Genomic DNA, 25,500 nt, shown 5'->3' with positions numbered 1-25,500 from the left:
CGTCACCGACCGCCTCACGCGGCCGCGACCGCGTCGGAGCGCACGATGCCGACCGCGGCGGCGACCTTCAGCACCTCCGCGGGGAGGAACGCGGCGGCACCGACGGTCACCGCCTCGACGGGACCGAGCGAGAGCACGTACGCGAGCCCGGTGACGCCGAGCGCGTAGATGACGGCGGTACCGAGGACCATCGCGCCCACGAGCGTCGGGAGCCCGACGGTGTCGAGGTCGCGGAGCGTCGCGCCGCGGTGGACGACCGCGCCGACCGCGGCGGCGGCCGGCGGGTACGACCAGAGGTAGCCCGCCGACTGGCCGACGAGCTGTCCGACCCCCGCGGATCCGCCCTGGAACACCGGGGCGCCGAGCGCGCCGGCCGCGAGGTAGAGGACGAGCGACGCGGCCCCCCACACCGGACCGAGGTAGATCCCGGCGAGGAACACGCCGAGCACCTGGAGCGTCACCGAGACGGGCGAGACGGGATTCGGGAACGTCACGTACGCGAACGCGCCGACGAGCGCGGCGAACAGCGCCGCGCGGGCGAGGTTCGTCGCGGCCTCGTCGCCGACGAGATCCACCGACTCCGTGCTGGTTGCCATGTCTCCGACACACTCGTAAACCGACTTGAAGGTACTGGTTGACGACACGGGAGAGGCTCCGACGATCTCCGTTCGACACCGCTGGAAACCGCTCAGACCGGACGCGAGGCTTATTTATCGTCGGCGCGTATCGCCCCGTCCATGGACGAGAAGACCTCCGAGCTCCGCGACATCTTCGTCGAGACCACCGGGTCCGAGACGGTCACCGAGCGGCAGGCGGAGTCGCGCGGGACGCTCACCGACCGCGACGAGGCGGCGGTCGACGAGCGGGTCCGCGAGCTCGTCGCCGCGATGCGCGACCGGTACGACTTCTCGACCGACCTCGACGACGCGACCTACGCCCGGATCGCCCGCGGCCGCTTCGAGGAGGGGGACGACGAAGCGATCGCGGCCGCGCTCGTCGAGGAGCGGGAGGCGGACGGGGACGGGGAGGGGGCGGGAGCCGGTGCTGGGGACGGCTCGGGAGTCCCGCCCGTCGTCGATCCCGCGACCGTCCGCGACGCCCGACTCGACCTCCACCTCGTCCGCGAGGCCGACCGCGAGGTCGACGACGCCTCGTTCGAGTACGACGACCTGAAGCAGCTGACCGCGGAGGGACGTTCTATCCCCGAGTGCGCCGAGGCCCTCGACGCCGACCCCGACGTCGTCGCGAAGCACGCCCGCGTCGCCCGCGTGGACCTGACCTCCACCCGCGCGAACGACCGGTTCCGCGACGAGTTCCGCGACCTCCTCACCGACGCCGAGATCGAGGACTCACACGCCGAGACAGCCCGCGACGACGGGCTCGAAGAGGCGACCGAGGATATGGAGACCGACGTTTCCTTATAAATCGTCTGCGGTGGCGCGTGCCGCCGAGCGCCCGGAGGGCGCGAGGTGCACGCGCGAGGGAGTCGGTGGTCCGGAGCGAAGCGGAGGACCACCGACAGGGCGAGAGCGAAGCTCTCGCTTGCAACCGGCGCTCCGCGCCGGTGACGAGGCTGGGGAGGCGTGAGGCTGTGCGGTGCCGTGCGGGGTGGGACTCAAAGGGGCAGTCGCCGGCGGCGCTGCCGCCGGCTGCCAGAGGCGCGAAGCGCCTCGCTGCCGTGAGGGCGAAGGCGCGGGACGTAAGGACCGCAAGGAGGGAGCGCTAGCGACTGACTGAGGACCGCAACGACCGCACCGAGCCCTCACGGCTGGGGCTTTGGAGGTCTTCACGGACGGTCCTCCGTCGACAGCTTATAAGCGAGTGACAGGGACTTTGGAGGCGTTCATCACCGATCTACCAGCAATCGCTTATAAGCGATCGACTGGAGCTTCGGAGCCGTTCCCCGTCGATCCGCCGTCAGCAACGTTCACTCATCAATACCTACCCGCGATCAACGCTTCAGAACGGCCCCTTGCCGCCGCCCATCATGTCGCCGAGGCCGCCGCCCTCGCCGCCGCCGCCCATCTTCTTCATCATGCGCTGCATGTCGCCCTCGCCCATCCCCTGGAACTGGCTGATCGTCTGCTCCATCATCGAGTGCTGCTCTAAGAGCTGCTGGACCGTCTCCTCGTCGGTGCCGGAGCCGCGCGCGATCCGCTGGGTGCGCGACTGCCCGACGACGCGGGGGTTCTCGAGTTCCTCCTCGGTCATCGAGTCCATGATGCGCTCGAACCGGCGCATCCGGTCCTGGGTCACGTCCATCGCGTCGTCGGGAAGTTGGTCCATCATCCCGCCGCCCATGCCGGGGATCATGTCCATCACCTGATCGAGGGGCCCCATCCGGTTCATCGCGTCCATCTGCTTTTTCATGTCCTTCAGGGTGAACTCGCCCTGCAGCATGTCCTCGGGGTCCCAGTCCTCGTCCTCCTCCTGAGCCTCCTGCATGGCGCGCTCGACGCGCTCCGAGAGCTGCTTGAGGTCGCCCATCCCGAGCAGCCGCGAGATGAACCCGGAGGGCTCGAACCGCTCGATGTCCTGGACCGTCTCGCCGGTCCCGAGGAAGGCGATGGAGGAGTCGGTCTCGTTGACCGCCGTCAGCGCGCCCCCGCCTTTCGCGGTCCCGTCGAGTTTGGTGATCATCACGCCCTCGATGCCGATCGACTCCTCGAACTGACGGGCCTGCTCCTTCGCGCCCTGCCCGATCGCGGCGTCGAGCACGAGGAGCGAGCGGTCGGGGTCGACCGCCGACTCGATCTCCTCGATCTCGGCGATGAGGTCGTCTTCGAGCGCGTGGCGCCCCGCCGTGTCCACGATGTGCACGTCGGCGTCCTCGGTCTCTTCGAGTCCCGTCCGCGCGATGTCGACCGGATCGTCGTTGTCGGGGTTCCCGTAGAAGTCGACCTCGGCGCGCTCGCACATCTGCTTGGCCTGGTCGTACGCGCCCGGCCGGAAGGTGTCCGTCTGGATGACGGCGGGGCGGAGCCCCTTCTTCGAGAACCACCACGCCATCTTGGCGGCGGAGGTGGTCTTCCCGGACCCCTGCAGGCCGGCGAGCAGGATCGTCTGGTTCTCGAGGGGGAGCTCGGTGGAGTCCCCGACCAGCTCGACCATCTCCTCGTAGACGATCTTGAGGACGTGGTCCTTTGCGGTCGTGCCGCCCGGCGGCTCCTCTTCGAGCGCGCGGGACTTGATCGAGTCCGACAGCTCCATCACGAGGGAGACGTCGACGTCGGCGGAGAGGAGCGAACGCTGGATCTCCTTGACGATCTCCTCGACGTCGCTCTCGGAGAGTCGGGACTTCCCCTGGAGCTTGTCGAGGCTGCTCCGGAGGGACGTACCGAGGTCGTCGAGTACCATTTGCCGGAGATAGGCGGTCGACGCGGTAAAGCTTTGTTCGTCGGCGGGCGCGGGATACGTTGCTGACTGTGGATCGAGGGTGGCCACTTTCAAAGGCCCAGCCGCTCGCTTATAAGCAGTCGACGGCGGATCGACCGTGAACACCGCCAAAGCCCCAGCCGTGAGGCGGGCGCACGCTCGTTGCGCGCTTCAGTCGCTCGCGTTGCTCGCTCCTTGCAGTGCTTACATCGCCTGCGCCCGCCTCACGGCTGCCCCTTTGAGTCCCACCCAACCGCACCTCCCCGCACCTCACGCTTCCCCAGCCTCGCCGCTCGCGCTTAAAAGCGCTCGCGGCGTCCCTCGCGCATGCACCTCGCGCCCTGGGGGCGCTCGGCGGCACGCGCCACCGCACAAGAACCTCACTGCTGCTCAACGAGCCGCGCGCCCGCGGCGTCGATCCGACAGACCTCCGGGTCGTAGCCCGCGTCGGAGAGCCCGGTGTCGAGCGCGAAGACGGTGCGGCCGAGCATCGCCATGGCGGCCTCGCCGCCGGCGGAGTTGACCGCCGCGATCGCCTCCGCGACCTCGGGAACGAGGAGGTCCGCCTCGCGGGCGAACGCGCGGGCCGCGTCCATCATCGTCGGAAGTCGGGGGTCCCCGCGGAGCCGGTCGAGGGCGTCCTCGCCGGCGGTCGAGAGGGCCGCCGTGTCCCCTCCCAACACGCCTTCGGTCGACAGCTCGCCGAACGTGACGTACTCGACGCGCGCGGTCGCCGGGATCCCGTCGAGCTCGCCGACTCCCGGGGCGCCCGGCTCCAGCCGGATCGGAACGCCGCCGCGCGCCTGCGCGACCACGTCGCCCAGCCCGGTCCCGCGACTGACCTCCGCCTCGTGGGCGATCCGGACCAGCTCGTTCTCCGAGCGCCCGCGGTCGAGGGCGTCGTTCGCGGCGAGCGCGGCCCCGAGCGCGGCCGCCCCCGACACGCCGAAGCCGGCGCCGATCGGGAGGTCCGCCTCCACCGCGACGTCGACATCCGAAGCTCCCAGTGCCGCGAGCACGTCCTCGACCGCCCCGATCGTCCCCGTCTCGCCGTCGATGGTGCGGGAGCCGGCCGGCTCGGGGGAGTCTCCGGAGTCGCCGCTCGCGTCCGCTTCGCCCGCCGCCGCCGTTACCCGGACCGTTACCCCGTCAGTGAGCGTCACCCCGACGCCACGCGAACCGGCGGCCGCGGGGCGCTCGGCCGGGTGCGCGCTGAAGAAGGCGGTGACGTGACCGGGAACGAACGCGGTCGCCCGCTGCCTGCTCATGCCGAGTCGGACGGGTGGCCGTCGATTAACGGTTGTTATCCGCGGCGGCGAGGCGGCGATCCGAATGCGGGAACCGACCGCCTCGCGGCCGGCGACGCCGACACCGCAGCCCTAAGTATCGTCCGGCCGAACCGGCGAGGTATGCGAGACCAGTTCCGCCCCCTTCTCGCCGCGCTGCTGGCGATGGCGCTGCCGGGACTCGGCCACCTCACCCTGCGCCGATGGGGGCGGGCGCTGCTGTGGCACCTGACGATCGTCGGCGGCAGCGTGGCGCTGTTCGCTCTGTACGACGTGCCCGTCGCGTCGACGATTTCACCGACGGAAGCCGTCGAGGCGGCCGCCGCGCTCCCGACGGAGGTGACACTGCCGATCGCCGTCCTGTACACGCTCTCCGCGGTCGACGCCTATCTCGTCGGACGGGCGGCTGTCGCCGAACGACGGCGTGCCGACGCGACCGCCGAGGCGATCCGACGCCGCACTGCGAGCGACGACGGCGAGAGCGGCGACGCCGACCTCTCTGGCGACTCCTCCGGCGCGAGTTCCCCGTCCCCGACGGTGACCGCTACCGGGAGCGACGCTCGGCCGGCGGAAGTGGAGTGCCCCCACTGCGGTAAAGAGACCGACGCCGATCTCGACTTCTGTCACTGGTGTACCGAGCCGCTCCCGTGGGCCGACAGCGGGTGAACCGGTCCGTTTGGGAGATCTCTTCCGATGGGGGAAGCCCGTCAGTGTGCGCTGGGGGTACGAGACCGGGACTGCCTGACGGCCAAGGTGCCTATTTGTTCTTTCGTCACGTGTGATCCGCATGGAACACGCTAGGTACGTATACACCAGCGGGATGTCCGAATCCGACATCGACGGCTACCTGCGAGCGGGCGAGTACGGCGTCCTCGGACTGGCAAATGATGACGACGCGTACGCCGTCCCGCTGAGCTATCACTACGACGGAGACCGGTTTCTCCTCCGAGTGAGCGAGCACGACGGCGAGAGCGAAAAGGTGGATTTCCTCGAAACGACCGAGACCGCCACGTTCGTGTGCTACGAGGCATCGACGAACGAGTCGTGGAGCGTCCATGTTCGCGGCCCGATCCGGAAGTGGCAGGGAGATGTCGATGAAACGACGCTCAATGAGTGGTTTCAGCCGTTTCGGCTGTTCGACGAAGCGGTCGAGAGCGTTGAATTCGACCTGTATACGCTGGAGATGGAGACCGTTGTCGGCCGGAGAACGGCCGAGTAGTTTCTCACATCTGATAACTGCGTGGTAACTATCATATATCCGTCCCCTGAGAGTATCGATACGGACGCGAACGACGGACGGAACATGAGTCTGAATCCACGGCAATACGACGTACGGGAACTGCGCCGGATCGCGGACGCACCGCGGGACGGCGTCGACGAAGCGCCTCGGGAGCGGTCGCTTCGTCAGCCGAACCGGAACCGAGCGGAGCAGGCGGCCCGCTCGGCCGCGTTCACCGAGCTGCTCCAGCGTCAGCGGGGGCTGCGGCTGTCCGGCGACGGAGACCGATCCGACGCCGGCGATCGACCGTACCTGACGGCGATTCCGGCCTCTCCGGAGGCGGAACACGAGATCGGCGAGTGGCTCGGCTACCTCGTCGACGTCGGCGGCCACGTGCGGAGCCGGGACGCGCTGTCGTACTACGCCGAGCTCGGCTGGGTCGACGACGACGCGGCCGAGGCCCTCCGACGCCGGTTAGCGGGATTCGACGCCCCGCGGTACGACCGGCCCTTCACCCCCGCGGACCACCGGATCAGCCTCGTCTCCATCGTCCGGATCGCTTCGTGTGCGAGTACATCATGAGCGACGACGACGAATCCACGGACATCAACGGTACAGACGGCCCCGAAGCGGTCGGCGTGAAACTCGGTAGCACCCGGACGGTGCTCGATCTCCCCGACGGGCGGGGCGGCCGCGAGCGACACTCGACGCTGACGTGTCTGGCGACCTACGAGGACGCCATCACGGGCGACGAGAAAGTCCTGTTCGGCCACGAGGCCGCGATCGAGTACCCCGACACGGTGCGCTTTATGCTCCGGTCGGGGCTCCCCGAGGACGACGAGAGCGTCGCCGACGCCGAGCGCTTCTTCGAGGCGCTCGTGGACGCCCACGACGTGCCCGCGGACAGCGCGGTCGTCTACGCGGTGCCCACGATCGACAACGAGGAGGGCGTGAACAACCTCAAGTCGGTGATCGAGGGATCCTCTATCGGACAGGTCGAGACGCGGAGCTACCCCGAGTCGCTGTGCGGGGCGATCCCCGCCTACGGCGACGACCTCTCCGCCATCGACGAGGTGTTCGTCTCGATCAACATGGGGTCGACGACGCTCGAGGCGTGCGCCTACCGGCGCGGCGAACAGCTCTCGCCGTTCTCGACCGGCTCGGTGACGGGTAACGAGGTCGACCGCCGGATCGTCGCCGCCGTCGAGGAGGAGAGCCAGGGCCGCGTCCACATCGACCGGACGACCGCCCGGGAATATAAAGAGGAACACGCCGACGTGGACGACTTCGAGCCGTTCACGGACGTGATCCAACAGCCCGGCGGCGGGAGCCACGAGTTCACCGTCGACCGCGGCGTGCGGGAGCCGGTCGACCGGTACATCGACGAGGCCGTCGACGCCGTCGCCAACGAGTTCCTCCCGGAGCTCGCGAACGACCACATGAAACCGTACCAGCTCGCGCTGGGCCGCCCCATCGCCGCCACCGGCGGGATGGCCTGCATCCCCGGGCTCACCGAGGAGTTCGAGACGCGGCTCTCCGCCGAACTCGACCGCGACGTCGAGGTCGTCTCCCCCGACGACCCCGCGACCGCCGCGGCCGAGGGCGCCGGTCGGATCGCCGAGCGCCTGATCTGAGCGGGCGACCGGTTTCCTGACGCCTCTCTACCCTTTAAACCTCGAACAGCCGCTCGGCGTCCTCGGCCTGTCTACGGTAGATCCCCCTGCCCTTCAGCCGCGGGACTTCGTGTCGGTGGAGCGTCTCTTCGTCGCAGTCGTACACGATCGGGAACACGTTGGTCCGGCGGTTGGCGACCGTGTACGACTTCGCCGCGTCGATGACTGACCGATCGGGGTCCGACACCGTGAAGACGACGTAGCCGAGCGGCGTCGTCGGCCCTCGTCGGTCGTCGACCTGCTCGACGAGCACGTCTCGGAACTCGTCGGCGGTCGCGGTGACGTCGTCGGGAGTGGGGTCCGACTCGTCGACGAGCGTGGCGAGCGCGACGCACTCGCCCACTGAGGGGTCGTCGTCGCGGGTCACCCACACCGGATCGAACCCCCTCGTGTACCCGTCGACCACCTCGAAGCCGTGTTCCCGCCGCTTCTCGACGACTGCGTCGCGGTACTGGTTCGGGCCCATGTCGGGATCCCACGAACTGAATGGTAAAAAATGACATACACGACGGAGGCGAAAGGGTCGGGTGAACGCGCACCGGGCGAGAGAACAGTCCCGGGCGGATATCGGACCTCGGTCACTCCGCGCCGCTCCGTTCTCTGGTTCGAATCCGCATTGCGACTGTTCGTCCTCACTTCGCTCGGAGAATAGTCCCGGGCGGATTCGAACCGCCGTCAATGGCTGACTTCGGGCATCCGACGGGCATCTCCGAAGAGACGGGCCGTGATCGCGTCTCGGCCGCTGACGCGGACGGATTCCCTCCAAAGGCCATTATGATTGGCCACTACACCACGGGACTGCACTCGACGGTTGCCCGCCCGCACTCAAGTAGGTTACTTTTCACTGACCCTCACCGACCGCCGATCGCGACGCACTCAGCGAATCGTCCGAGTGATGAGGAGTCAGTCCCCCCCGCCGAATGACCCGGAATCGCCGGCGCTGGGGTCGCGGCTGTCGCGCTCCCGACCGTCGGGCGTCGGCGTCGAACTCACGTCGGTGTCCACCCACGCCTCCCCGTCGTCGAGCGGCGACCCCGACTCGGTCCGCTCCGAGGCCGACAGTCGGTGGCCGGGGACGGTCCCCGGATCGTGTCCGGCGCGCGTCCACGCGCCGGCGAGGGTTACGTCGTCGTCGATCGCCGCGGAGCCGCCGGTCGCCTCGTCGGAGGCGGCCGCGCCGGCCGTCTCGCCGACTGCGCCGGCCGCCGCTCCTCCCCCGGCCCCCCCGCTCGTGTCACCGCGTTCGGCCGCGAGCGCCGGCGGGGTGTAGGTGTACACGAACTCGTCGGTCACGGCGTGGTACGCGTCCGTCGCCGGGTCTTCGACGACGCCGGTGTCGTTGTCGATCGCGAAGTCGACCAGATCCCGGAGGGTCGACGCTTCGGCCTCGGGGCGCTCGTGGACCGGTTCGGGGAGCCGGATCGAGGTGATCCACTCCGCGAACTCGGCGCGATCGTCCCGGTACGAGAGGTACTCGCGCTCGGCCGGCGTGAGCGCGAGGCCGACCTCGCGGCGGGCGTACGCCAGCCCGCCGGCCCCGGCGAGCCCCGCCAGGAACAGCAGCGGCCCGCCCACGGAACGGAGGGGCCCGTAGCTCCGCTCGACGGTGACCTGCTCGGACTGTTCCCGCGTGTTCGACTGGACTCCCGGCTCCGAGACGGTGTACGTGTCGCCGCCGTGTTCGATCGTCATCTCGATCGGCTGCGTGTACGAGGTCGCCTCGCCGTTGATCGTGCCCTCCACGGTCACGTCGGTCTCGACGAACGTCTCCGTCTCGCCGGGCGAGGTCCCGAGGTCCGACTCGATCTCGCTGGCCGTCGCGGCGACCTCGGAGCTGTTGAGCGCGAACGACGCGGTCGCCGGCTCTTCGGGCTCGACCCCCGAGACGGTCTCCGTCATTAGCGTCTCCCGCTCGTCCCAGTAGACGGTTTCCCCCTCGCCGCCGACGTTCTGGACGACGAGCACCGACTCGAAGGAGACGTCGACGTCGCTCGCGGCGTCGGCCGCGTAGCTCGTCTGCACGCCGACGTCGAGTACGGGCGCGATCCGCGTGAAGTACGTGTCTCGACCGTCGAGTACCGTTCCGGTGTCGAACACGGAGTTCGGCTCCGTCACCTCGGCGGAGTGGACGTACTCGGTCTCGACGGTCAGCGACGGGACGGTCCGCGTCTCGGTCTCGGTCCCCGGATCGACGTGGGTCGTGTAGACGAGCCCGCCCCCGACCGCCGCGGCGACGAGGCAGACGGCGAGGATCACGGTGAACTGTGCGTTCAGTACCGCTCGAAGGCGGAGCCGGGTTTCGCTGGGAGATGTCTGGCTCATTCGGTCACCTGTAGATCTCGCGGAGGACACGGCGGTACAGCGGGGGTTTGGCGCGTGACTCTCGAGACCGTATCCGCGCGGGCTCGCCCCGGAGCAACAGCAGTCCGAGTCCGACGATGCCGCCGCCGAGGAGCCCGTCGATCGCGACCAGCGGGGCCCACGGGTGGACCCCGTACAGCTCGTCGATCACGCCGGCCGGTAACACGGCGAGATATCGGTGCTCGGTGACGAACAGCCGGTAGTAGCCGGTCTCGTCGGGCGCCGTGAGCGTCACCGTCGTCGACGCCTCGCTCCGTCCGCCGACGGCGACGCGCTCGGGCTCGACATCGACGCCCGGGCTCTGCGGGGTGACGTACGCGTACACCGGGACCAGCCCGGCGTTGGGGACGACGTACTCCAGCTGCTGGCTCGTACCGCGCTCGATGACGGTCGGGTCCTCGGACTCGAACTCGGCGCTCACGACGCCGTACTCCTGGCTCCCGGCCGGAACGACCATCGCCGCGGTCGCCGTCGCCATCAACACCAGCGCGAGCACGCCGACGATCGCGAACACCGAGGTGCCGTCGTCGCGGGAGCGGTCGCGCTCCCGTGTTTCGCGGCTCCCCCTGTCGAGGTACCAGTCGACCGCGTACGCGACCCCGGAAAGCGCGAAGAGGATGTACGCGAGCCCCTGCGTCCCCTGCAGCGACCGGACTCCGAACGTGACCGCCAGCCACGTCTGGACGGAGTCGAGCGCCGACTGGAACCCCATCGCGACGGTGCCGAGGTGCGGAATGACGACCACGCTCCCGCCGACCGTGAGCGCCTTCGCGACGATGTCGGCCTCCTGGACGACGGGCTCCCCGCCGTCCTGATCGGTGAACGGGTTGTTGTCCCCCCGCGTGACGTACCCGCGTTCCGTCTCTTCGACGACGCGGTGGGTCGTTAGTCCGCCGCCCTCGATCTCTTGGGCGTCGAAGGTCACGACATCGCCGACGCCGATTCCGCCGGCGAGCGGCGCGGGGATCGCGATAAACCCGTCGCCCGGGTTGAGCACGGGCTGCATGCTGCCGGTCTCGACGTAGCTCAGAAGCACCGGCTGCCCGAGGTACTGCCCCACAATGAGCGAGGCGACGACGAGCACGGCCGCGACCTGTAGCGTTATCGAGAGCGTGCGTTTGAGGGACATGGGTCGTGTCTCGGTGGTCGGCCAAGCGGTTCCTCGTCGATCGGCCGCCGATCCGTTGCCGATCGATCGCCGATCAGTCGTCGATCTGTGAATGTCATCGATGCGTTATAAATTCGTGGTTCGGGGCAGCGCAGCGGTGAGGGATGCGGCGAGGTGCGCTCACCCCTCGAACGCCCCGGCCGCGAGCAGGGCGAACGGCCCGATGAACGCGAGGCAGAAGCCGAGCAGGTGGACGTACAGGTTCACCACGCTGCCCGGTCCCGTCGGATCACCGGGGAACCCGACGATCGGATAGCCGACGAGCAGGGCGACGCCGACCGCGAAGAGGTCGCCGTCACCCGGGTTCGACACCGTTGCCCGGCCCCCTCGTCGGACCGCCTGTCGGAGCCGGACCCCGGCGCTCGACGCGTACAGCAGGCCGAGCAGGACTCCCGCGACCGCGGTCGCGAGTCCGGCGACCCCGGCGCCGTCGAGGGTTCCCGGTGAGACCGGCAGCGCCAAGAGCGCCATCCACCCCACGAGCGGGAAGAAGGCCGCGGGGAGCGCGCGGACCGACGCCTCCGGGAAGAACCGTTCGCGAGCGTACACACCGAGTAAGAGCGGGAGCAGCCCGGCGAGCGCCATGTTGACCCCGGAGAAGCCGAAGCCGATCGCGTTCCGGGGGACGGCGAGGTTCAGCGCCGAGAGCGCGAACGGGAACGCCAGCAGGAACGCCGCGAGCGCGACCATGAAGAACCGCCGGTAGCCGGCCAACACCGCGAGGGCGTACCCGACGCCGGCGAGGAGGCCGTACCCGGCCACGTTGCCGGCGAGGTGGCCCGCGTCGAGATGGACGTAGTGGGCGGTGAAGGCGGTCCGCACCGTCGGGTCGGTGTACGCGAACGCGAGCGACCGTCGGATCGACTCCGGCAGCGCGAAGACGGCGCAGAGGATCGCGGGCACCGCCGCGAGTACGAGCAGGTCGACGAGCCGGACCCCCGCGACCAGCTCGCGGCGGAACCCGGCGTCGTCGGCGTCCCGCTCCGCCGCGGTCCGCTCGTCCCGCTCGTTCGAGGAAGCCGTCACGCCCCGACTCTCGCAGACCAGCGATTAAGACCTGTCGCCGGGGACATCTCACGACCGAGGTGTCCGGCGGACGAGCGCGATTCCGGCGACGACGAGCGCGACGAGCGCGAGCAGGCCGCCGAGGTCAATGAGGCCGATACTTCCCGGCTCCTCGGTCGGTCCGGCGCCCGAGTCCCCGGTTGACCTCCCGTCAGATCCCCCCGTCGCTCCGTCGCCGGTGCCGGCCGCGTCTCGAGTGTCCCCGTCGCCGTCGTCGCCCGCCGGGTCGCCGACGAGCAGGGTTCCGGCGTCCGTCCCGGCGACCGCGAGCTCGTACTCGCCGGCGCTCTCGAACGCGCTCACGAGCGCGACGGTTTCCGTCTCGTTCGGCGCCAGCGCGACGCTCTCGTTCGCGACCGGGTCGCCGTCGACCGTCAGCGTCACCGTCTCCTCGCCGGCCGCGCCGCCGCCGTTCTCCACGGTCGCTCGAACGGTCGCCTCGTCGCCGGGGTCGATCGCCTCGGGCGCAACCGTCGTCTCGGTCACGTCGAGTCGAGGGACGCGCTCCGCGACCGCGAACGTGGAGAACTCCTCGGTCGCCGCTCGGAAGTGCACCCGGTCCTCCGAGAGTCCCCGCATTCGGACCGCGTCCTCACCGACGACGGTGGCTCCCTTTTCGGTCCAGTTGCCCGCCTCCGTCTGGCGGTAGAGCGTGACGGTCTCCGGATCGATCCCGGCGTCGTCGAGCGCCTCGCGCGAGGCGCTGAAGCGGACCGTCATCGCGTCGACCCCGTCGGCGTCGAAGTCGTGGTCTACGGCGAGATACGCGATCGACCGCGGGGTCGTCGACGCGTCCAGCGCGCTCCCGTTCTCGAAGGGTTCGGGACTCCCGACCGCACTCACTGCGACGCGCTCGTTCCGGACGCCCGTCAGGTCGAGCCGGTCGAGGGTGACGTTCGCGCCGTCGAGGTGCATACCGTCGGCCCCGAAGCGGATCGTGTCGTCGTACCCGATGTCGCTCGCGTCGAACTCGCGCCGGCCGTCGCTCGGCGCGGTGACCATCGTCACCGGACCGGAGTCCCCGGTCGAAGACGAGGCGGCCGGGACCGACTCGGGCTCCGCGACCTCAGCGCGGATCGAGAACTCGTCGGCGCCGAGCCGCGTCCCGGCGACCTCGCCGCGCGCGTCGATCGCGATCCCGACCGACACCGTCTCGTTCGGGCCGAGGGTGACGTTGTTGTCCCTGTCCCCGATCGAGTCGCCGTCGGTCGTGAACGTCACCGCGTCGCCGCCGTCGTGTTCGATCCAGACGCGCGCGTACTCGTCGGCCGTGTACGTGATCTCGAACACGCCGTCCGCCGACGCGAGCGCGTCGGGGTTGACGCCCTCGAAGTCGGCCGGGAGGTTCGGGTTCGTCGGGGAGATGTCGACGACTATCTCGTCGTCGTCATTTAAATAGGCGTAGTTCCCGTTCGGCCCGTCGGCCGGCTGGACCGCGAGGTCGTCGTCCGCGAAGGTGTCGGCGTCGCCGTCGACCACCGCAGCGCCCGTGGTGAAGATGAGTGAGCCCGCGGCTATGAGGAAGAGGGCGAGGATCAGGGTGCGGCGGGCGGTGGGCATGGGTGACTTGTCAGAACCTTATGAGATATACAGGTATGGTTATGCTGTGCCTGAATTGTCTCATACTTCGCTTGATGAGGACATTCGGAACCAGACGAATGAAAATTGTGAAGATCACAATCCCAATTGCTACGATCGGTTCCATCAAGATCGATGTATACCGGAGACGAAGCGCGGGTACGCGTTCGTGTTATCAAGTGCGTCATTTCATACTAATTCGCTTGTGGGAACCCACCGACGGAGTTGAACCGCCGAACGATCAAAGTGGGTTATTCGCCGGGCTTTTCAGCGACGATGGTCAGCGTCTCGTCGAACTCACTGATGTGGGAACCGTGAGTGTCGATGTAGAGCCCGACATCGATGCTGTCGCCGACAGTGAGCGTTGGTGGGTCGTCTTTGAGGATACCGGAGTCGTTTACGAGCGCGAGATCGGAGAGACTGTCACCGTTGTAGGTACTGTATAGCTTGACTGGTTGCGTACCCTGATTGCTTACGCTGAATAGATCGTGGAACTCGTAAACTGAGTCGAGCCCAACACCTTTGCCATTCGAGTTTTCGCCATCCTCATCACCGGGAATCTCGAACGCAATCTCACTACCGTTGATGAACGACCGACCGGTGTTCTCGCCATCAATTCCTTCTTTCCCGATCTGCTCCATCCGAAGGAACGCACGGTAATCTTTGGCGACAGCGATAGAGACGCTTCGCTCGGCTTCGACGTTGGTGAAGGCCCCTGTACCAAGAGCTGCGCCCCCAGCACTGACGAGCCCGCCAACGCCTGCGAGGAATCTGCGCCGTCTCATAAATTAGTAGTCTAGTTAGTCTCTGTTCCCGCCAACACGCTCTGCGATGATCGTGACGGTGTAAGTAGTCTCACCGCTGATCGCGCTGGGATCAGTCACGTAGACGCCGATATTTTCGAGCGTCTCCCCGACACCTAGTGTGTGGTCCCAGTTGGGATCCTCAGGATAGTTACGAACAGCGAACCCTCCGCCGAGATCGTCATCAGTTCCCTGCACGTCCTCGGCGTAAATCCCGAGTTCACTGGGTTCCGTACTCAGGTCGACACCGATATTCACCTCCTGGGTTCCGTTATTCGTGACATCCACGAGGTTGTCGAAGATAGTCACTGCATCCTTGTTCACACCGGACCCACCCGTTTCACCCGTCCCAGCGGATTCATTCGTGTCGGTGAGATCGATGGCAAATGCACCATCAGTCGGGAGAGTTACATACTCTTGAGCGTTCGGAGTAACTCCCCCATCTTCTTCGGCCCTCGTAAACTGGAGGAACGCACTCGCGTCACCTGCAGTGTCTACGGTGATATCACGATCCGCACTCACACTCGTGAACGCGCCCGTACCCATTGCAGCTGCACTACCCGTAGCCAATGCGCCCAGACCGGCGATGAACTTGCGTCGGTTTGCCATTGTTGTTGACCTCGTTTAGTCCGCACGCGACCCGCGGGCCGTCGACGACGGGACGTCCCGCGTCACCCGGGGTCGCTCTACTTCACCCATGAGCCCTATCCCATATCGTTATGAATTTCCAGAAACAGTTCCGGGCGGGACTGAAGATCCGGTCGGTGGGTTCCGTCCCCGCCTGAACCCCGATCGATCGGTTCAGGCCCGGCCTGAGACCCACTCGCAACGCGTTCACGCCCGGCCTGAATCGGCAATCGTTGCTGCTGAGATGTCCCCGAAGCGAACAGAAACCTGATAAATAGTGAACGGGACATCTGAGATACTAATTCGCATAAACCCGTTTTCTTGGGGTTTCACACCAGTGAGAAAGGCGTATCGTCTGTCTTCACTGGACACTGTTTGAACGGCGAGAAAGTTTAGCTGAGTATCATAACCGCGGGATTTATGTTGGAGTATTCATATGTGTCTGACAGAAATGGCGTCGGTACAGCAGCTCGACGAGAGAGGAGCAGAACCGGCGACGGACGTGTCCGAGGACGAGTTGTTCGACGTATTGGCGAACCAGCGGCGGCGGTTCGCGGTCCATCTGCTGAAACGCGAAGCGGACGACTCGATCGCGATCGGCGATATGGCCGAGCAGATCGCGGCGTGGGAGAACGGGATCGACAGGGCGGAGATCACGGGCAACGAGCGCAAGCGCGTGTACACCGCGCTCCAGCAGTCGCACCTGCCGAAGATGGACGACGCGGGCGTCCTGGAGTTCAACAAGGACCGGGGCATCGTCGAGCCGACGCCGGCCCTAACCGACATCGACGTGTACATGGACGTGGTCGAGGGGAAGGAGATCCCTTGGAGCACCTACTATCTGGGGCTGTCGGGCGTCGCCGTCGCGCTCGTCGGCGCGGTGTGGCTCGGCGCGTGGCCGTTCACGCTCTTGCCCGACATGGCGTGGACGGTTGCGATCGTCGTCGCGTTCGCGTTCTCGGCGATCACGCACAAGTACTACACCGCGGAGATGAAGGTCGGCGAACCCGAGGAACCCCCGGAACTGACGTAAGTCAGTGGATTCAAGCGGCGCGTACCGGATTTCCGGCGCCGCATAACCTTACGGTCGGAACGCGTTGTGGCGAGTGAGCGAAGAGCGAATCCCAATTGGACATGAAACGACGAAACCTCATCCTCCTGCTCGGCGGCGCGAGTTCCGGTGCGATGAGCGTCGGCACCGGCGCGTTCAGCAGCGTCGAGGCCGAGCGCGGCGTGGAGGTGAACGTCGTCGAGGACGAGAACGCGTATCTGGGCCTGAAAGAGGACTCGGACGATGGGGTCGTACGGATCAAAAACCAGTTCGCTGGGGATCTCGAGTTGACCGTCACCGCAGCGTTGGCGTCAGGAAACGGCGCGGTTGAGGTCGAAGAGGACAGTGGCGACATCGAGATCGATATCGAGCCGGACAATCGAGAGGAAGGCGGTAACTCCTCACCCGACAACAGCGCCGATATCACGATCCCACTCGGGAATATCGCCGACGTGACCGCCGACGTGACTTCCACGTGTCACGGAGCCGGAACGGTGAGCCTCGAACTCACCTTCTCGGGTGCGGTTTCGGACACCGGAACGACCGTCGACAAGACGCGGACGTTTTCGATCGAGTACGAACCGGAAGACGACGCGACGGACCAAGTCACGAAAGTCAAGTTCCCGGGAAGCAGTAATAACGTGAAGATCCTCACGACCCAGAGCAACGGTAGTGGCGGCGGTCACAACGGCGAGGTTACTGCAAAACTGTACTGTGAGAACGGCGAGGGCGTAAGATCTAGCAGTGATTACGAGTGCGTTCCAGTGGACGAGGCGGTCGACGAGACCAATTTTGGCGGTGACTGTGAGGGGTCCATCGTCGGCGTTGGTATCAGGGATATCGGTGTCTTCGAAAAGTCCGACCGCGGTAACGGGAATACCGTCGACGAGGAGGCGGCCAGAGACGCTCCCTCTTGGGAGTAGTTCGCACCGTGCAAAACCGGCGGACCGGAGAGCGAGTACTGTTCCCGCTGTCGATTATCGCACTCCTTGACGTCGAGTCGTTCGGTCCACGCTTCGAGTCGGGCGCGGGAAAGCGCTTACCGAACCGAATGTCGCTTGAGTTCGACCGCACCGTTCAGGTGCGCTTATGTGTCCCCCGTACTGACCCTCGACTATGGACGACCACTCCCACGAGCCCGATCCGGACAAGCGCGTGACAGCCCCCATGCAGACGTTCGGCAGCCGCGAGGTCGGTATCGGCGCGGCCGTCACCCTCGTCGGTCTGCTCGTCGCGTACGTCATCCCGTTCCTGTTCACCTTCTGAGCGGCGCCGTCGCTCGCGATTTATAAACACACCGAGAACAGCGACGGCGACCCGCCTATCGCGGGTACCAGGCCAGCGGGTGAGCGGCGGTGAGTTCGAGGTTCACCGGCTCGTCGAGGTCGAACTCCTCGACGTGGTTGTGGAGGCAGTGGACGACCTCTCCGGAGTCGAGTTCGAACTCCTCGACGTGGTTGTGGAGGCAGTGGACGACCTCTCCGGAGTCGAGTTCGACCCGGTAGATGAACGAGGGACCGACGTACTGCCGCGAGACGATGGTTCCGTCGGCCAGTTCGGCGCTCGCGGGGGTCGCCCGGAGGTCGTCGGGCCGCACCAGCACGTCGACGGGCGCCCCGTCGTAGACGGTGTCGTACCCCTCCAGCGTGACGGCGTCGAACCGGCCGACTCCCGTCTCGACTTTCCCGTCGCGGAGGTGCCCCTCGAGGAACGACGCCCGTCCGAGGAAGGAGGCGACGAACTTCGACTCGGGGCGTTCGAACACCGACTCGGGACGGCCGACCTGCTCGATCTGGCCGTCGTTCATCACGGCGACGCGGTCGGAGATGGAGAGCGCCTCCTCCTGGTCGTGGGTGACGGAGACGGCGGTGACGCCGGCCGCCTTCAGGATCTGTCGGACTTCCTCGCGCATCTCGACGCGGAGCCGCACGTCGAGGTTCGAGAACGGCTCGTCGAGGAGGAGTATGTCGGGCTCGGGCGCGAGCGACCGCGCGAGCGCGACGCGCTGCTTTTGTCCCCCGGAGAGCTGGTCCGGCGTCTTCTCGCCGTGTTCGGGCAAGTCGACGAGGTCGAGCATCTCGTCGACGCGGGCCGCGTTCGCGTCGGCGCCGTCGTCGAGCCCGAACGCGATGTTCTCCCGGACGGTGAGGTGGGGGAACAGCGCGAAGTTCTGGAAGACGATCCCCACGTCGCGCTGCTCGGGCGGGACGAACGCGCCGTCGCCGGAGACGGTCTCGTCGCCGAGCGTGATCTGCCCCTCGGTCGGCTCCTCCAACCCGGCGATGGTCCGGAGCGTGGTCGTCTTCCCGCAGCCGGACGGGCCGAGGAAGGTGAGCAGCTCTCCCGGCTTGACGTCGAGGGAGACGCCGTCGACGGCGGTCTCCGGGCCGAAATCCTTCGTCACGCCGGACAGCGACAGCACGGGGTCCGCGGACGCCGCGGCGGGCGATTCGCCCGCGTCGGTACCCGATTCGTTCGTGTCCGCGGGCGACTCGCTCGCGTCCCGAGCCGACTGCGTCCGTTCGACTGATTGCGTGTGAGACATCGGTGTGTCGGGCGCCGGGCCGGCCGGCGTCCCGTAACTGGGACTACGTATTTTAGGAAAACCTAAAAACGTATCGCTCGCTCCCTCTCGGTGATAACGCGGGGGCGACGACCGCCCCGATCGTGGCGACCGGGCGATCGTCCGCGAGGTCGATTCAGGCGAGTTCGCGCTCGATGACGCCGCGGAGTTCCCGGATCGCGTCGGCGTCGAGCGCGACCGCGTCGCCGTCGACCGAGAGGGAGAGCGTCCCGTCGGTCGTCACTTCGCCGAGCCGGAGGACGGGGAGGTCGCCCGCGATCTCGGCGACCGCCTCGGGTTCGGTCGTCTGGACGACGAGGCGGCCGGGCGTCTCCTCGAAGGCCGCGACGCGGTCGGGAAGGGTCACGTCGGCGCCCGCGTCGCCGGTCACCAGCTCCGCGAGCGCGACCGCGAGCCCGCCGTCGCTCACGTCGTGGGCCGCGAGCGTCGACTCGTGGCGGGCGACCGCCGCGAGCGACGCAACGAGGTCGCCGAGACCGTCGACCCCCCCGGTGTCCGAGTCCGGGAGCGCCGGGAACCGGTCGGTTCCGCCGGTCTGCGCGAGGTACTCGGAGCCGCCGAGCGCGCCGCCGTCGGCGCCGCCGGCGCCGACTAACAGGAGTTCGGAGTCGCCCGCGCGGTCGGCGTCGAGGGCGGCGGGCGGCGCGTCGTACCCCTTCCGGGTGCCGATCACCGCGAGCGTCGGCGTCGGCGGGATCGGGCCTTCGACGCTGTCGTTGTACAGCGAGACGTTGCCGCCGACCACCGGGGCGTCGAGGTCGGCGCAGGCGTCGGCGAGCCCGTCGACGATTCCCTTGAAGCCGCCGTACACGTCGGGCTTCTCCGGGTTGCCGCCGTTGAGGCAGTCGACCGCGGCCAGCGGGACCGCGCCCTTCGCGGCGAGGTTGGTCGCGTTCTCGAGGGCGACGGCGCGAGCGCCCTCGTAGGGGGCGGTCTCGGTCCAGTTCGGGTTCGCCCCGGAGGAGAGCGCGAGGCCGACGCCTTCGGGGCGCTCACCCTCGGCACTGTCCCCGTCCGCCGCCGTCTCCCGGATCGCCATTATCGCGGCGTCGTCGCCGGGTTTCATCGCGGTGCGGACGCCGACCTCGTGGTCGTACTGGCGGTACACCCAGCGCTTGCTCGCGGTCGAGGGGGCCGAGACGACCGCCTCGACCGCCTCGTCGAGGGACGGCTCGGGCTCCGGGAGGTCCCGGTCCGGCTGGGTCGGGGCCTCGCTCGCGAGGTCGTTCATCGGGGCGCCGTCGGCGAGGTACTCGGCGTCCACGTCGACGACGACCTCGGACTCGGCGTCGGCGGCGTCCGCGTCTCCCCCCTCGCTGTCGCCCGCGAACTCGCAGACGTAGTTCCCGTCGGTCACCTCGCCGATGACGGAGCAGCCGAGGTCGAACCGCTCGGCGAGCGCCGCGACGCGGTCCACGTCCTCGGGCGCGACCTCGTAGCACATCCGCTCCTGGCTCTCGGCCAGCAGGATCTCCATCGCGTTCATGTTCGGCTCGCGCTGGTGGACGGAATCGAGGTCGATCCGGGCGCCGAGCCCGCCCTTCGCGACCAGCTCGGAGGAGGCGCCGCCGAGGCCCGCCGCGCCGAGGTCGCGGGCGGAGAGGACCAGCTCCTCGTCGATCAGCGCCTCGTTGCACTCGATCAGCCGCTTCTCGGCGTAGGGGTCGCCCACCTGCACCGCGGGACGGTCCTCGGTCTCCGCGTCCTCGGCGAGGTCCTCGCTGGCGAAGGAGGCGCCGCCGAGCCCGTCGCGGCCGGTGCCGTTGCCGACCAAGACGAGCTTGTTCCCGGGCTCCTGTGCGGTCGCGGTCACGAGACGCTCCTCGTTCGTGAGGCCGACGCAGGCGACGTTGACGAGGGGGTTCCCCTCGTAGCCGCCGTGGAAGGCGACGCTGCCGCCGACCGTGGGGACCCCGATGCAGTTGCCGTAGTGGGAGATCCCCTCGACGACGCCCTCGAAGAGGTAGCGGGAGCGCTCGCGGTCGAAGTCGCCGAAGTACAGCGAGTCGAGCAGGGCGATGGGGTACGCGCCCATCGACATGGTGTCGCGGACGATGCCGCCGACTCCCGTCGCCGCCCCGTCGAACGGATCGACGAAGGAGGGGTGGTTGTGGCTCTCGACGCCGAAGGTGACGTACTGATCGCTGTAGTCGTCGGCGTCGCGCTCCGACGCGGGCGCGTCCGCGGCGTCCGGCTCGGGCAGCGCGAGGACCGCCGCGTCGTCGCCGGGGCCGACGACGACCTGGTCGCCCTCGCTCTCGAACGCCGACAGCAGGGGCCGCGAGGAGCGGTACGCGCAGTGCTCGCTCCAGAGGTTCTCGAACAGCGCGGTCTCGGCCGCCGTCGGCTCCCGGCCGAGCTCCGCGACGACGAGCTCGTGGTCCGGCTCGGACAGACTCATTCACTTACGTGGTTATCGAGACGGTTCTAATGCTTTTCTATGTGCACGTTCGTGTGGTCAGAAGCGACTTCGACGGCGACGTGGATCGGGGTGCTGTGCGGTGGCGCGCGCCTCCGAGCGCCCACCGGGCGCGAGTAGTGAGGGACCGAAGGTCCCTCTGACAGCCGGCGGCGAAGCCGCCGGCGAGAGCGCGTGCGGGGGACGCCGCAAGCGCTTTTAAGCGCGAGTCGTCGCGGCTGGGGCTTTGGAGGTGGTCACCGCCGATCTACGACTGGACAGCCCCCTACAAAACCGCGAGCGACACGCCGTAGATCACCAGCGATCCGACCGCGCCGACGGCCAGCGACTTCGTGTTCAGCCGCACCGCGCGCCGTCGGTCCGCTTCGAGCGCTTCCTCGTTGGCCACTTCTTGGGTCCCCCCGCCGACGTCGAAGACGCCGATCCCGGCGAAGCCGACGCAGAACCGCTCGCGGTACTGGAAGTACCCCATCGCGGCGCCGTACAGCGGGAACAGCGAGGCGATCAGCGTCCAGCGCGGCCACCCCATCGCGAGGATCGCGGCGACGGTGACGGCCGCGAGCAGCAGCGACCCGACGCCGAGGAGGAGCCGCCGTCGCTGTTGGGCCGGTCCGATGTTGCACACGCCCGGTTGGTACTCCATGCGGTATCATCGGCGTGAGGCGACGAAAACACACCGGATCCGCGCGGGAATCGCGCTGTTTCCGGTGAGACGAGCGATCGAGGGACGAGCGCGCGAGCGACAGCGCGACGTCCCGTCCGGCCACGCAAGCGACGGCCACGACGGCCCATTTATTACTGCACAGTTGAAACGAACGCACAAGAGAAGCTATGACGGAACGGTCACCCCGGGACAGGGAGTTACGGCGGTACGAGACGATCCTCGACTCGCTCGACGACGCCGTCTACGCCGTGCGTCCCGACGGGACCATCGCGTACGTCAACGATCGCTACGCCGAGATGAAGGGCGTGAGCCGCGAGGAGCTGATCGGAACGGACATCTACGACTGGGTGACCGAGGAGGCCGCGGCGAAGGCCAGACGGATCCGCCGCGAGATCGAAGCCGGAGAGCGGGAGACCGGCGCGGTCGAGTACGAGTTCCTCACCGCGGACGGCGACCGATTCCCGGTGGAGATGCGGTTCAATCGGCTCGTGGACGGGCAGAACGGGGACGGGGCGTCCGACCTCGACCGCGTCGGTGTCATCCGAGACGTTCGCGAGCGAAAGCGGCGCGAGGAGGCGCTTCGAGAGAACAACGAACGGCTCGAGGAGTTCGCCAGCATCGTCTCGCACGACCTCCGGAACCCCCTCAACGTCGCGCAGGGGCGGTTGGACATCGCCCGCGAAGCGCACGACTCCGAGCACCTCGACGCCGTCGCCGACGCCCACGACCGGATGGAGACGCTCATCGACGACCTCCTGACGCTCGCCCGCGACGGCGAGGGGGTCGAGGAGACGGAGCGGGTTCCCCTCCGCGAGCTCGCGGAGGCGTGCTGGGAGGGCGTCGAGACCGCGGCGGCCTCGCTTCGGGTCGAGACCGATCGCGCGGTCAGCGCGGACCGGAGCCGGCTCAGACAGCTCTTCGAGAACCTCATGCGAAACGCGGTCGAGCACGCGGGCGACGATGTCACCGTGACCGTCGGCGGTGTCGACGGCGGCTTCTACGTCGCCGACGACGGCCCGGGAATCCCCGAGAGCGACCGCGAGACGGTGTTCGAGACGGGGTACTCCACGAACGAGGACGGGACCGGGTTCGGCCTCGAAATCGTCGAGACCGTCGCGGCGGCTCACGGCTGGGACGTTCGCGTCACCGACGCCGCGGGCGGCGGCGCCCGGTTCGAGTTCACCGGGGTCGACGCGACCGACTGAGCGCTCCCCGGGTCGACACCGTCCCCGCGCTCACCGCTCTGCCTTCCGCGGTGGCAACCCTCAAAAGGGCTCCCGACGACCCTCCCGTGTGAAACGGATCCAGCTCGGCAACACCGTCTTCGAGGGCGAGAACGACGCGTACCTGCTCGACGGCGAGACGACCGCGCTCGTCGACACCGGCGTCGCGCTCCCGGACGTGCGCGCGGAGCTGGAGGCCGGCCTCGCCGAGCACGGGGTCGCGTTCGCCGACGTCGACGCGATCGCGCTCACCCACTGGCACCCCGACCACGCGGGGCTGGCCGGCGAGATTCAGGCCGAGGGCGACGCCGACGTGTACGTCCACGAGGCGGACGTGTCGCTCGTCGACGGCACCGAGTCGCCGCTGTTCCTCGACCGCGACCTCCAGCGCGAGACGTTCGACCGGTGGGGGATGCCCGAGCCCGACCGGGAGCGGCTGACCGCCTACTTCGACGCGGTGAGCGCCGATCTCAGCGGCAGACCCGCCGACGTGACGACGTTCGCCGACGGCGACGCGATCGACGCCGGCGGCGTCGCCCTCGAAGCGGTCCATCTGCCGGGTCACACCGCCGGGCTCACCGGGTTCGCCTTCGACCCTCGCGAGGCCCCTGACCACGAGCCGGTCGGTTCCGACCGGGGTCGCGCCGGTCCCGGCGAGGAGCTGTTCGCCGGCGACGCGCTCCTCCCGAGGTACACCCCGAACGTCGGCGGCGCGGACGTTCGCGTCAAGGGGGCGCTCGCCGCCTACGCCGAGAGCCTCGCGCGGATCGTCGCACGCGACTTCGACGCGGCCCACCCGGGCCACCGCGAGCGGATCGACGACCCGAGCCGGCGGGCCGCGACGATCCTCGACCACCACCGGCACCGCACCCGACGGGTGCTCGACGTTCTCGCCGGCGGGGGACCGGCGACCGCGTGGGAGGTCTCGGCCGCGCTGTTCGGCGAGCTCTCGGAGATCCACGTCCTCCACGGTCCCGGCGAGGCGTTCGCGCACCTCGACCACCTCGCGGACGCCGGCGTCGTCGAGTCCGACGGGACCGCCTACCGACTGGTCGATCCGGAGCCGGACGTCGACGCGCTGTTCCCGACCACGCCTCTCGACGACGCGGTCGACGGCTCGGAGGGGTAGTCGGCAGGCCTGTGCGGTCCGGGGAGTCCGAGGGCTTTCGTCGCTCCCGCGTCGATCGCCTCGCCGCCGATCGCGAGTCCTTTTGTACTCCCTCGCCGACGCTTCGATATGCACACCGCAGCGACCGCAGGGACCGCACGGATCGCGGCGACCGCGACGGCTGCGTCGGCGAGGTGGTCGGCGTGACGGACCTCGTGACGTTCGGCGAGACGATGCTCCGACTCTCGCCGCCGCGCGGCGAGCGGCTGGAGACCACCGAGGCCCTCGACGTGCAGGCGGGCGGCGCGGAGAGCAACGTCGCGGTCGGCGCCGCGCGGCTCGGCGCCGACGCCGTCTGGTTCTCGAAGCTCCCGGAGTCGCCGCTCGGTCGTCGAATCGTCGGCGAGCTCCGGAGCCACGGCGTCCGGACGGGAGTGGCGTGGGCCGACCCCGAGACGAGCCGACTGGGCACGTACTACCTCGAACACGGCGGCGAGCCGCGCGGAACGAACGTGATCTACGACCGCACGGACGCCGCGATCACGACGGTCACGCCCGCGGAGCTGCCGACCGGGGCGCTGGAGGCGGCCGAGCGCTTCCACACGACCGGGATCACGCCCGCGCTCTCGGAGCGGGCCGCGGAGACGACGACGGCCCTCCTCCGCGCCGCCGGCGAGGCCGGCGCGACGCGCTCGTTCGACCTCAACTACCGGGCGAAGCTCTGGGAGCCGGAGACCGCCCGCGCCGCCTACGAGGACCTCTTCGAACACGTCGACACCCTGTTCGTCCCCCGGCGAGACGCCCGCGAGGTGCTTGGCCGCGAGGGCGACGCGGTCGAGATCGCTCACGGGCTCGCGTCCGCGTTCGGCTTCGAGACGGTGGTCGTCACCCGCGGCACGGAGGGGGCGGTCGCGCTCCGCGACGGCGAGGTGTACGAGCAGGGCGTCTTCGAGGCCGACACCTACGACGCGATCGGCACCGGCGACGCGTTCGTCGCCGGCTACCTCGCGAAGCGGATCGACGGGGGCAGCGTGGCCGATTCGCTGGAGTGGGCGGCCGCGGCCGCCGCCCTGAAGCGCACCGTCGACGGCGACCTCGCGGTGATCACGCCCGGCGACGTCGAGAGCGTCGTCGACGGCCCGAGCGGGATCGACCGGTAGCGACCCTTATAAACAACGCTGCGGTGGCGCACGCCTCCGAGTGGCCGCCCTCGGCGGCCACGAGGAGCCCGTGCGAGGGACGCCGCGAGCGCTTTTAAGCGCGAGCGGCAAGGCTGGGGAGGCGTGAGGTGCTGAG

Annotated in this window: 24 protein-coding genes and 1 tRNA gene; 11 read left to right on the top strand and 14 right to left on the bottom strand. The window is 68.5% G+C overall.

Going from position 1 to position 25,500, the window contains the following annotated elements; genetic code table 11:
- Nucleotides 1–14: 14 nt before the first annotated feature.
- Nucleotides 15–596: a biotin transporter BioY gene (locus FGL94_RS09715; protein ID WP_144924126.1), complete on the bottom strand. Its 582-nt coding sequence runs from the start codon at nt 594–596 to the stop codon at nt 15–17.
- Nucleotides 597–737: 141 nt separating this feature from the next.
- On the opposite strand from FGL94_RS09715, the gene FGL94_RS09710 reads away from it, so the two are divergent.
- On the top strand, nt 738–1,424 hold the full coding sequence (locus FGL94_RS09710) for a hypothetical protein (protein WP_144924123.1): 687 nt from the start codon (nt 738–740) through the stop codon (nt 1,422–1,424).
- 535 nt (nt 1,425–1,959) lie between these two features.
- On the opposite strand, the gene FGL94_RS09705 is transcribed toward FGL94_RS09710, so the two are convergent.
- Together FGL94_RS09705 and FGL94_RS09700 are read right to left on the bottom strand one after the other, a co-directional pair.
- Complete coding sequence (locus tag FGL94_RS09705) at nt 1,960–3,357, bottom strand: signal recognition particle protein Srp54 (RefSeq protein WP_144924120.1); 1,398 nt, start codon at nt 3,355–3,357, stop codon at nt 1,960–1,962.
- A 398-nt stretch (nt 3,358–3,755) separates the two neighbouring features.
- A complete protein-coding gene (locus FGL94_RS09700) occupies nt 3,756–4,643 on the bottom strand; it encodes a pantoate kinase (protein ID WP_144924118.1) in 888 nt (295 codons plus the stop codon).
- Between the two features lie 141 nt (nt 4,644–4,784).
- Between FGL94_RS09700 and FGL94_RS09695 the strand changes: the two genes are divergently transcribed.
- The 4 genes from FGL94_RS09695 (at nt 4,785) to FGL94_RS09680 (ending at nt 7,514) form a co-directional block, all read left to right on the top strand.
- Nucleotides 4,785–5,327: a zinc ribbon domain-containing protein gene (locus FGL94_RS09695; RefSeq protein ID WP_144924115.1), complete on the top strand. Its 543-nt coding sequence runs from the start codon at nt 4,785–4,787 to the stop codon at nt 5,325–5,327.
- Nucleotides 5,328–5,448: 121 nt separating this feature from the next.
- Nucleotides 5,449–5,880 (top strand): pyridoxamine 5'-phosphate oxidase family protein, encoded by a 432-nt coding sequence (locus FGL94_RS09690; protein WP_144924112.1) that lies wholly within the window; start codon nt 5,449–5,451, stop codon nt 5,878–5,880.
- Nucleotides 5,881–5,964: 84 nt separating this feature from the next.
- On the top strand, nt 5,965–6,462 hold the full coding sequence (locus tag FGL94_RS09685; protein ID WP_144924109.1) for a FlaD/FlaE family flagellar protein: 498 nt from the start codon (nt 5,965–5,967) through the stop codon (nt 6,460–6,462).
- Nucleotides 6,459–7,514 (top strand): acetate and sugar kinases/Hsc70/actin family protein, encoded by a 1,056-nt coding sequence (locus FGL94_RS09680; protein WP_144924106.1) that lies wholly within the window; start codon nt 6,459–6,461, stop codon nt 7,512–7,514. Before FGL94_RS09685 ends, FGL94_RS09680 begins: the two co-directional genes overlap by 4 nt.
- Before the next feature lie 34 nt (nt 7,515–7,548).
- Here the strand turns inward: FGL94_RS09680 and FGL94_RS09675 are convergent, their stop codons facing one another.
- The 8 genes from FGL94_RS09675 to FGL94_RS09640 form a co-directional block, all read right to left on the bottom strand.
- Nucleotides 7,549–8,019, bottom strand: coding sequence for a hypothetical protein (locus FGL94_RS09675; RefSeq protein ID WP_144924103.1), 471 nt, complete (start codon nt 8,017–8,019; stop codon nt 7,549–7,551).
- A gap of 183 nt (nt 8,020–8,202) precedes the next feature.
- Nucleotides 8,203–8,353, bottom strand: a tRNA-Gln gene (locus FGL94_RS09670).
- A gap of 103 nt (nt 8,354–8,456) precedes the next feature.
- On the bottom strand, nt 8,457–9,875 hold the full coding sequence (locus FGL94_RS09665) for a DUF5305 domain-containing protein (protein WP_186313378.1): 1,419 nt from the start codon (nt 9,873–9,875) through the stop codon (nt 8,457–8,459).
- A gap of 4 nt (nt 9,876–9,879) precedes the next feature.
- Entirely contained in the window at nt 9,880–11,043 is a 1,164-nt protein-coding gene (locus FGL94_RS09660; protein ID WP_144924100.1) for a signal peptidase I, read from the bottom strand.
- 159 nt (nt 11,044–11,202) lie between these two features.
- Nucleotides 11,203–12,108: a hypothetical protein gene (locus FGL94_RS09655; protein WP_144924097.1), complete on the bottom strand. Its 906-nt coding sequence runs from the start codon at nt 12,106–12,108 to the stop codon at nt 11,203–11,205.
- A 48-nt stretch (nt 12,109–12,156) separates the two neighbouring features.
- Complete coding sequence (locus FGL94_RS09650) at nt 12,157–13,707, bottom strand: CARDB domain-containing protein (protein WP_144924094.1); 1,551 nt, start codon at nt 13,705–13,707, stop codon at nt 12,157–12,159.
- Between the two features lie 269 nt (nt 13,708–13,976).
- Nucleotides 13,977–14,510 (bottom strand): hypothetical protein, encoded by a 534-nt coding sequence (locus FGL94_RS09645; RefSeq protein ID WP_144924091.1) that lies wholly within the window; start codon nt 14,508–14,510, stop codon nt 13,977–13,979.
- Between the two features lie 15 nt (nt 14,511–14,525).
- The gene (locus tag FGL94_RS09640; protein ID WP_186313377.1) at nt 14,526–15,137 is read right to left on the bottom strand and encodes a DUF1102 domain-containing protein; all 612 of its coding nucleotides are present in this window, start codon (nt 15,135–15,137) and stop codon (nt 14,526–14,528) included.
- 469 nt (nt 15,138–15,606) lie between these two features.
- Between FGL94_RS09640 and FGL94_RS09635 the strand changes: the two genes are divergently transcribed.
- The 3 genes from FGL94_RS09635 to FGL94_RS18285 all read left to right on the top strand — a co-directional run bounded on the left by FGL94_RS09635 (nt 15,607) and on the right by FGL94_RS18285 (nt 17,472).
- Nucleotides 15,607–16,188 (top strand): DUF7344 domain-containing protein, encoded by a 582-nt coding sequence (locus FGL94_RS09635; RefSeq protein ID WP_144925006.1) that lies wholly within the window; start codon nt 15,607–15,609, stop codon nt 16,186–16,188.
- Between the two features lie 200 nt (nt 16,189–16,388).
- The gene (locus FGL94_RS09630) at nt 16,389–17,129 is read left to right on the top strand and encodes a hypothetical protein (protein WP_144924088.1); all 741 of its coding nucleotides are present in this window, start codon (nt 16,389–16,391) and stop codon (nt 17,127–17,129) included.
- 193 nt (nt 17,130–17,322) lie between these two features.
- Nucleotides 17,323–17,472 (top strand): DUF7550 family protein, encoded by a 150-nt coding sequence (locus FGL94_RS18285; RefSeq protein ID WP_186313376.1) that lies wholly within the window; start codon nt 17,323–17,325, stop codon nt 17,470–17,472.
- Between the two features lie 55 nt (nt 17,473–17,527).
- On the opposite strand, the gene FGL94_RS09625 is transcribed toward FGL94_RS18285, so the two are convergent.
- From FGL94_RS09625 to FGL94_RS09615, 3 genes are all read right to left on the bottom strand, one after another.
- Nucleotides 17,528–18,751 (bottom strand): ABC transporter ATP-binding protein, encoded by a 1,224-nt coding sequence (locus FGL94_RS09625; protein WP_144924085.1) that lies wholly within the window; start codon nt 18,749–18,751, stop codon nt 17,528–17,530.
- Nucleotides 18,752–18,905: 154 nt separating this feature from the next.
- Complete coding sequence (gene purL / locus FGL94_RS09620; protein WP_144924082.1) at nt 18,906–21,191, bottom strand: phosphoribosylformylglycinamidine synthase subunit PurL; 2,286 nt, start codon at nt 21,189–21,191, stop codon at nt 18,906–18,908.
- A gap of 283 nt (nt 21,192–21,474) precedes the next feature.
- Nucleotides 21,475–21,852, bottom strand: a complete 378-nt coding sequence (locus FGL94_RS09615) for a hypothetical protein (RefSeq protein WP_144924080.1) — start codon at nt 21,850–21,852, stop codon at nt 21,475–21,477.
- Nucleotides 21,853–22,040: 188 nt separating this feature from the next.
- On the opposite strand from FGL94_RS09615, the gene FGL94_RS09610 reads away from it, so the two are divergent.
- The 3 genes from FGL94_RS09610 (at nt 22,041) to kdgK1 (ending at nt 25,364) form a co-directional block, all read left to right on the top strand.
- The gene (locus FGL94_RS09610) at nt 22,041–23,078 is read left to right on the top strand and encodes a two-component system sensor histidine kinase NtrB (RefSeq protein ID WP_144924077.1); all 1,038 of its coding nucleotides are present in this window, start codon (nt 22,041–22,043) and stop codon (nt 23,076–23,078) included.
- An 88-nt stretch (nt 23,079–23,166) separates the two neighbouring features.
- Nucleotides 23,167–24,225 carry an MBL fold metallo-hydrolase gene (locus tag FGL94_RS09605; protein ID WP_144924074.1) on the top strand — a complete coding sequence of 353 codons (1,059 nt, stop codon included), beginning with the start codon at nt 23,167–23,169 and terminating at the stop codon, nt 24,223–24,225.
- Between the two features lie 173 nt (nt 24,226–24,398).
- A complete protein-coding gene (kdgK1, locus tag FGL94_RS09600) occupies nt 24,399–25,364 on the top strand; it encodes a bifunctional 2-dehydro-3-deoxygluconokinase/2-dehydro-3-deoxygalactonokinase (RefSeq protein WP_186313375.1) in 966 nt (321 codons plus the stop codon).
- Nucleotides 25,365–25,500: the final 136 nt, after the last annotated feature.

Origin of the sequence: Halorubrum salsamenti, from assembly GCF_007671685.1 — an archaeon.
GTDB classification, from domain to species: Archaea; Halobacteriota; Halobacteria; order Halobacteriales; family Haloferacaceae; genus Halorubrum; species Halorubrum salsamenti.
The sequence above is the reverse complement of the archived record's forward strand: the minus strand, read 5'-3'. Positions and strand labels throughout refer to the sequence as shown.

Excerpts from the sequence above, each read along its gene's own strand:
- FGL94_RS09715 (WP_144924126.1), bottom strand. The coding sequence starts at position 596 with ATGGCAACCAGCACGGAGTCGGTGGATCTCGTCGGCGACGAGGCCGCG.
- FGL94_RS09710 (WP_144924123.1), top strand. The coding sequence starts at position 738 with ATGGACGAGAAGACCTCCGAGCTCCGCGACATCTTCGTCGAGACCACC.
- FGL94_RS09705 (WP_144924120.1), bottom strand. The coding sequence starts at position 3,357 with ATGGTACTCGACGACCTCGGTACGTCCCTCCGGAGCAGCCTCGACAAG.
- FGL94_RS09700 (WP_144924118.1), bottom strand. The coding sequence starts at position 4,643 with ATGAGCAGGCAGCGGGCGACCGCGTTCGTTCCCGGTCACGTCACCGCC.
- FGL94_RS09695 (WP_144924115.1), top strand. The coding sequence starts at position 4,785 with ATGCGAGACCAGTTCCGCCCCCTTCTCGCCGCGCTGCTGGCGATGGCG.
- FGL94_RS09690 (WP_144924112.1), top strand. The coding sequence starts at position 5,449 with ATGGAACACGCTAGGTACGTATACACCAGCGGGATGTCCGAATCCGAC.
- FGL94_RS09685 (WP_144924109.1), top strand. The coding sequence starts at position 5,965 with ATGAGTCTGAATCCACGGCAATACGACGTACGGGAACTGCGCCGGATC.
- FGL94_RS09680 (WP_144924106.1), top strand. The coding sequence starts at position 6,459 with ATGAGCGACGACGACGAATCCACGGACATCAACGGTACAGACGGCCCC.
- FGL94_RS09675 (WP_144924103.1), bottom strand. The coding sequence starts at position 8,019 with ATGGGCCCGAACCAGTACCGCGACGCAGTCGTCGAGAAGCGGCGGGAA.
- FGL94_RS09665 (WP_186313378.1), bottom strand. The coding sequence starts at position 9,875 with ATGAGCCAGACATCTCCCAGCGAAACCCGGCTCCGCCTTCGAGCGGTA.
- FGL94_RS09660 (WP_144924100.1), bottom strand. The coding sequence starts at position 11,043 with ATGTCCCTCAAACGCACGCTCTCGATAACGCTACAGGTCGCGGCCGTG.
- FGL94_RS09650 (WP_144924094.1), bottom strand. The coding sequence starts at position 13,707 with ATGCCCACCGCCCGCCGCACCCTGATCCTCGCCCTCTTCCTCATAGCC.
- FGL94_RS09645 (WP_144924091.1), bottom strand. The coding sequence starts at position 14,510 with ATGAGACGGCGCAGATTCCTCGCAGGCGTTGGCGGGCTCGTCAGTGCT.
- FGL94_RS09640 (WP_186313377.1), bottom strand. The coding sequence starts at position 15,137 with ATGGCAAACCGACGCAAGTTCATCGCCGGTCTGGGCGCATTGGCTACG.
- FGL94_RS09635 (WP_144925006.1), top strand. The coding sequence starts at position 15,607 with ATGGCGTCGGTACAGCAGCTCGACGAGAGAGGAGCAGAACCGGCGACG.
- FGL94_RS18285 (WP_186313376.1), top strand. The coding sequence starts at position 17,323 with ATGGACGACCACTCCCACGAGCCCGATCCGGACAAGCGCGTGACAGCC.
- FGL94_RS09625 (WP_144924085.1), bottom strand. The coding sequence starts at position 18,751 with ATGTCTCACACGCAATCAGTCGAACGGACGCAGTCGGCTCGGGACGCG.
- purL (WP_144924082.1), bottom strand. The coding sequence starts at position 21,191 with ATGAGTCTGTCCGAGCCGGACCACGAGCTCGTCGTCGCGGAGCTCGGC.
- FGL94_RS09615 (WP_144924080.1), bottom strand. The coding sequence starts at position 21,852 with ATGGAGTACCAACCGGGCGTGTGCAACATCGGACCGGCCCAACAGCGA.
- FGL94_RS09610 (WP_144924077.1), top strand. The coding sequence starts at position 22,041 with ATGACGGAACGGTCACCCCGGGACAGGGAGTTACGGCGGTACGAGACG.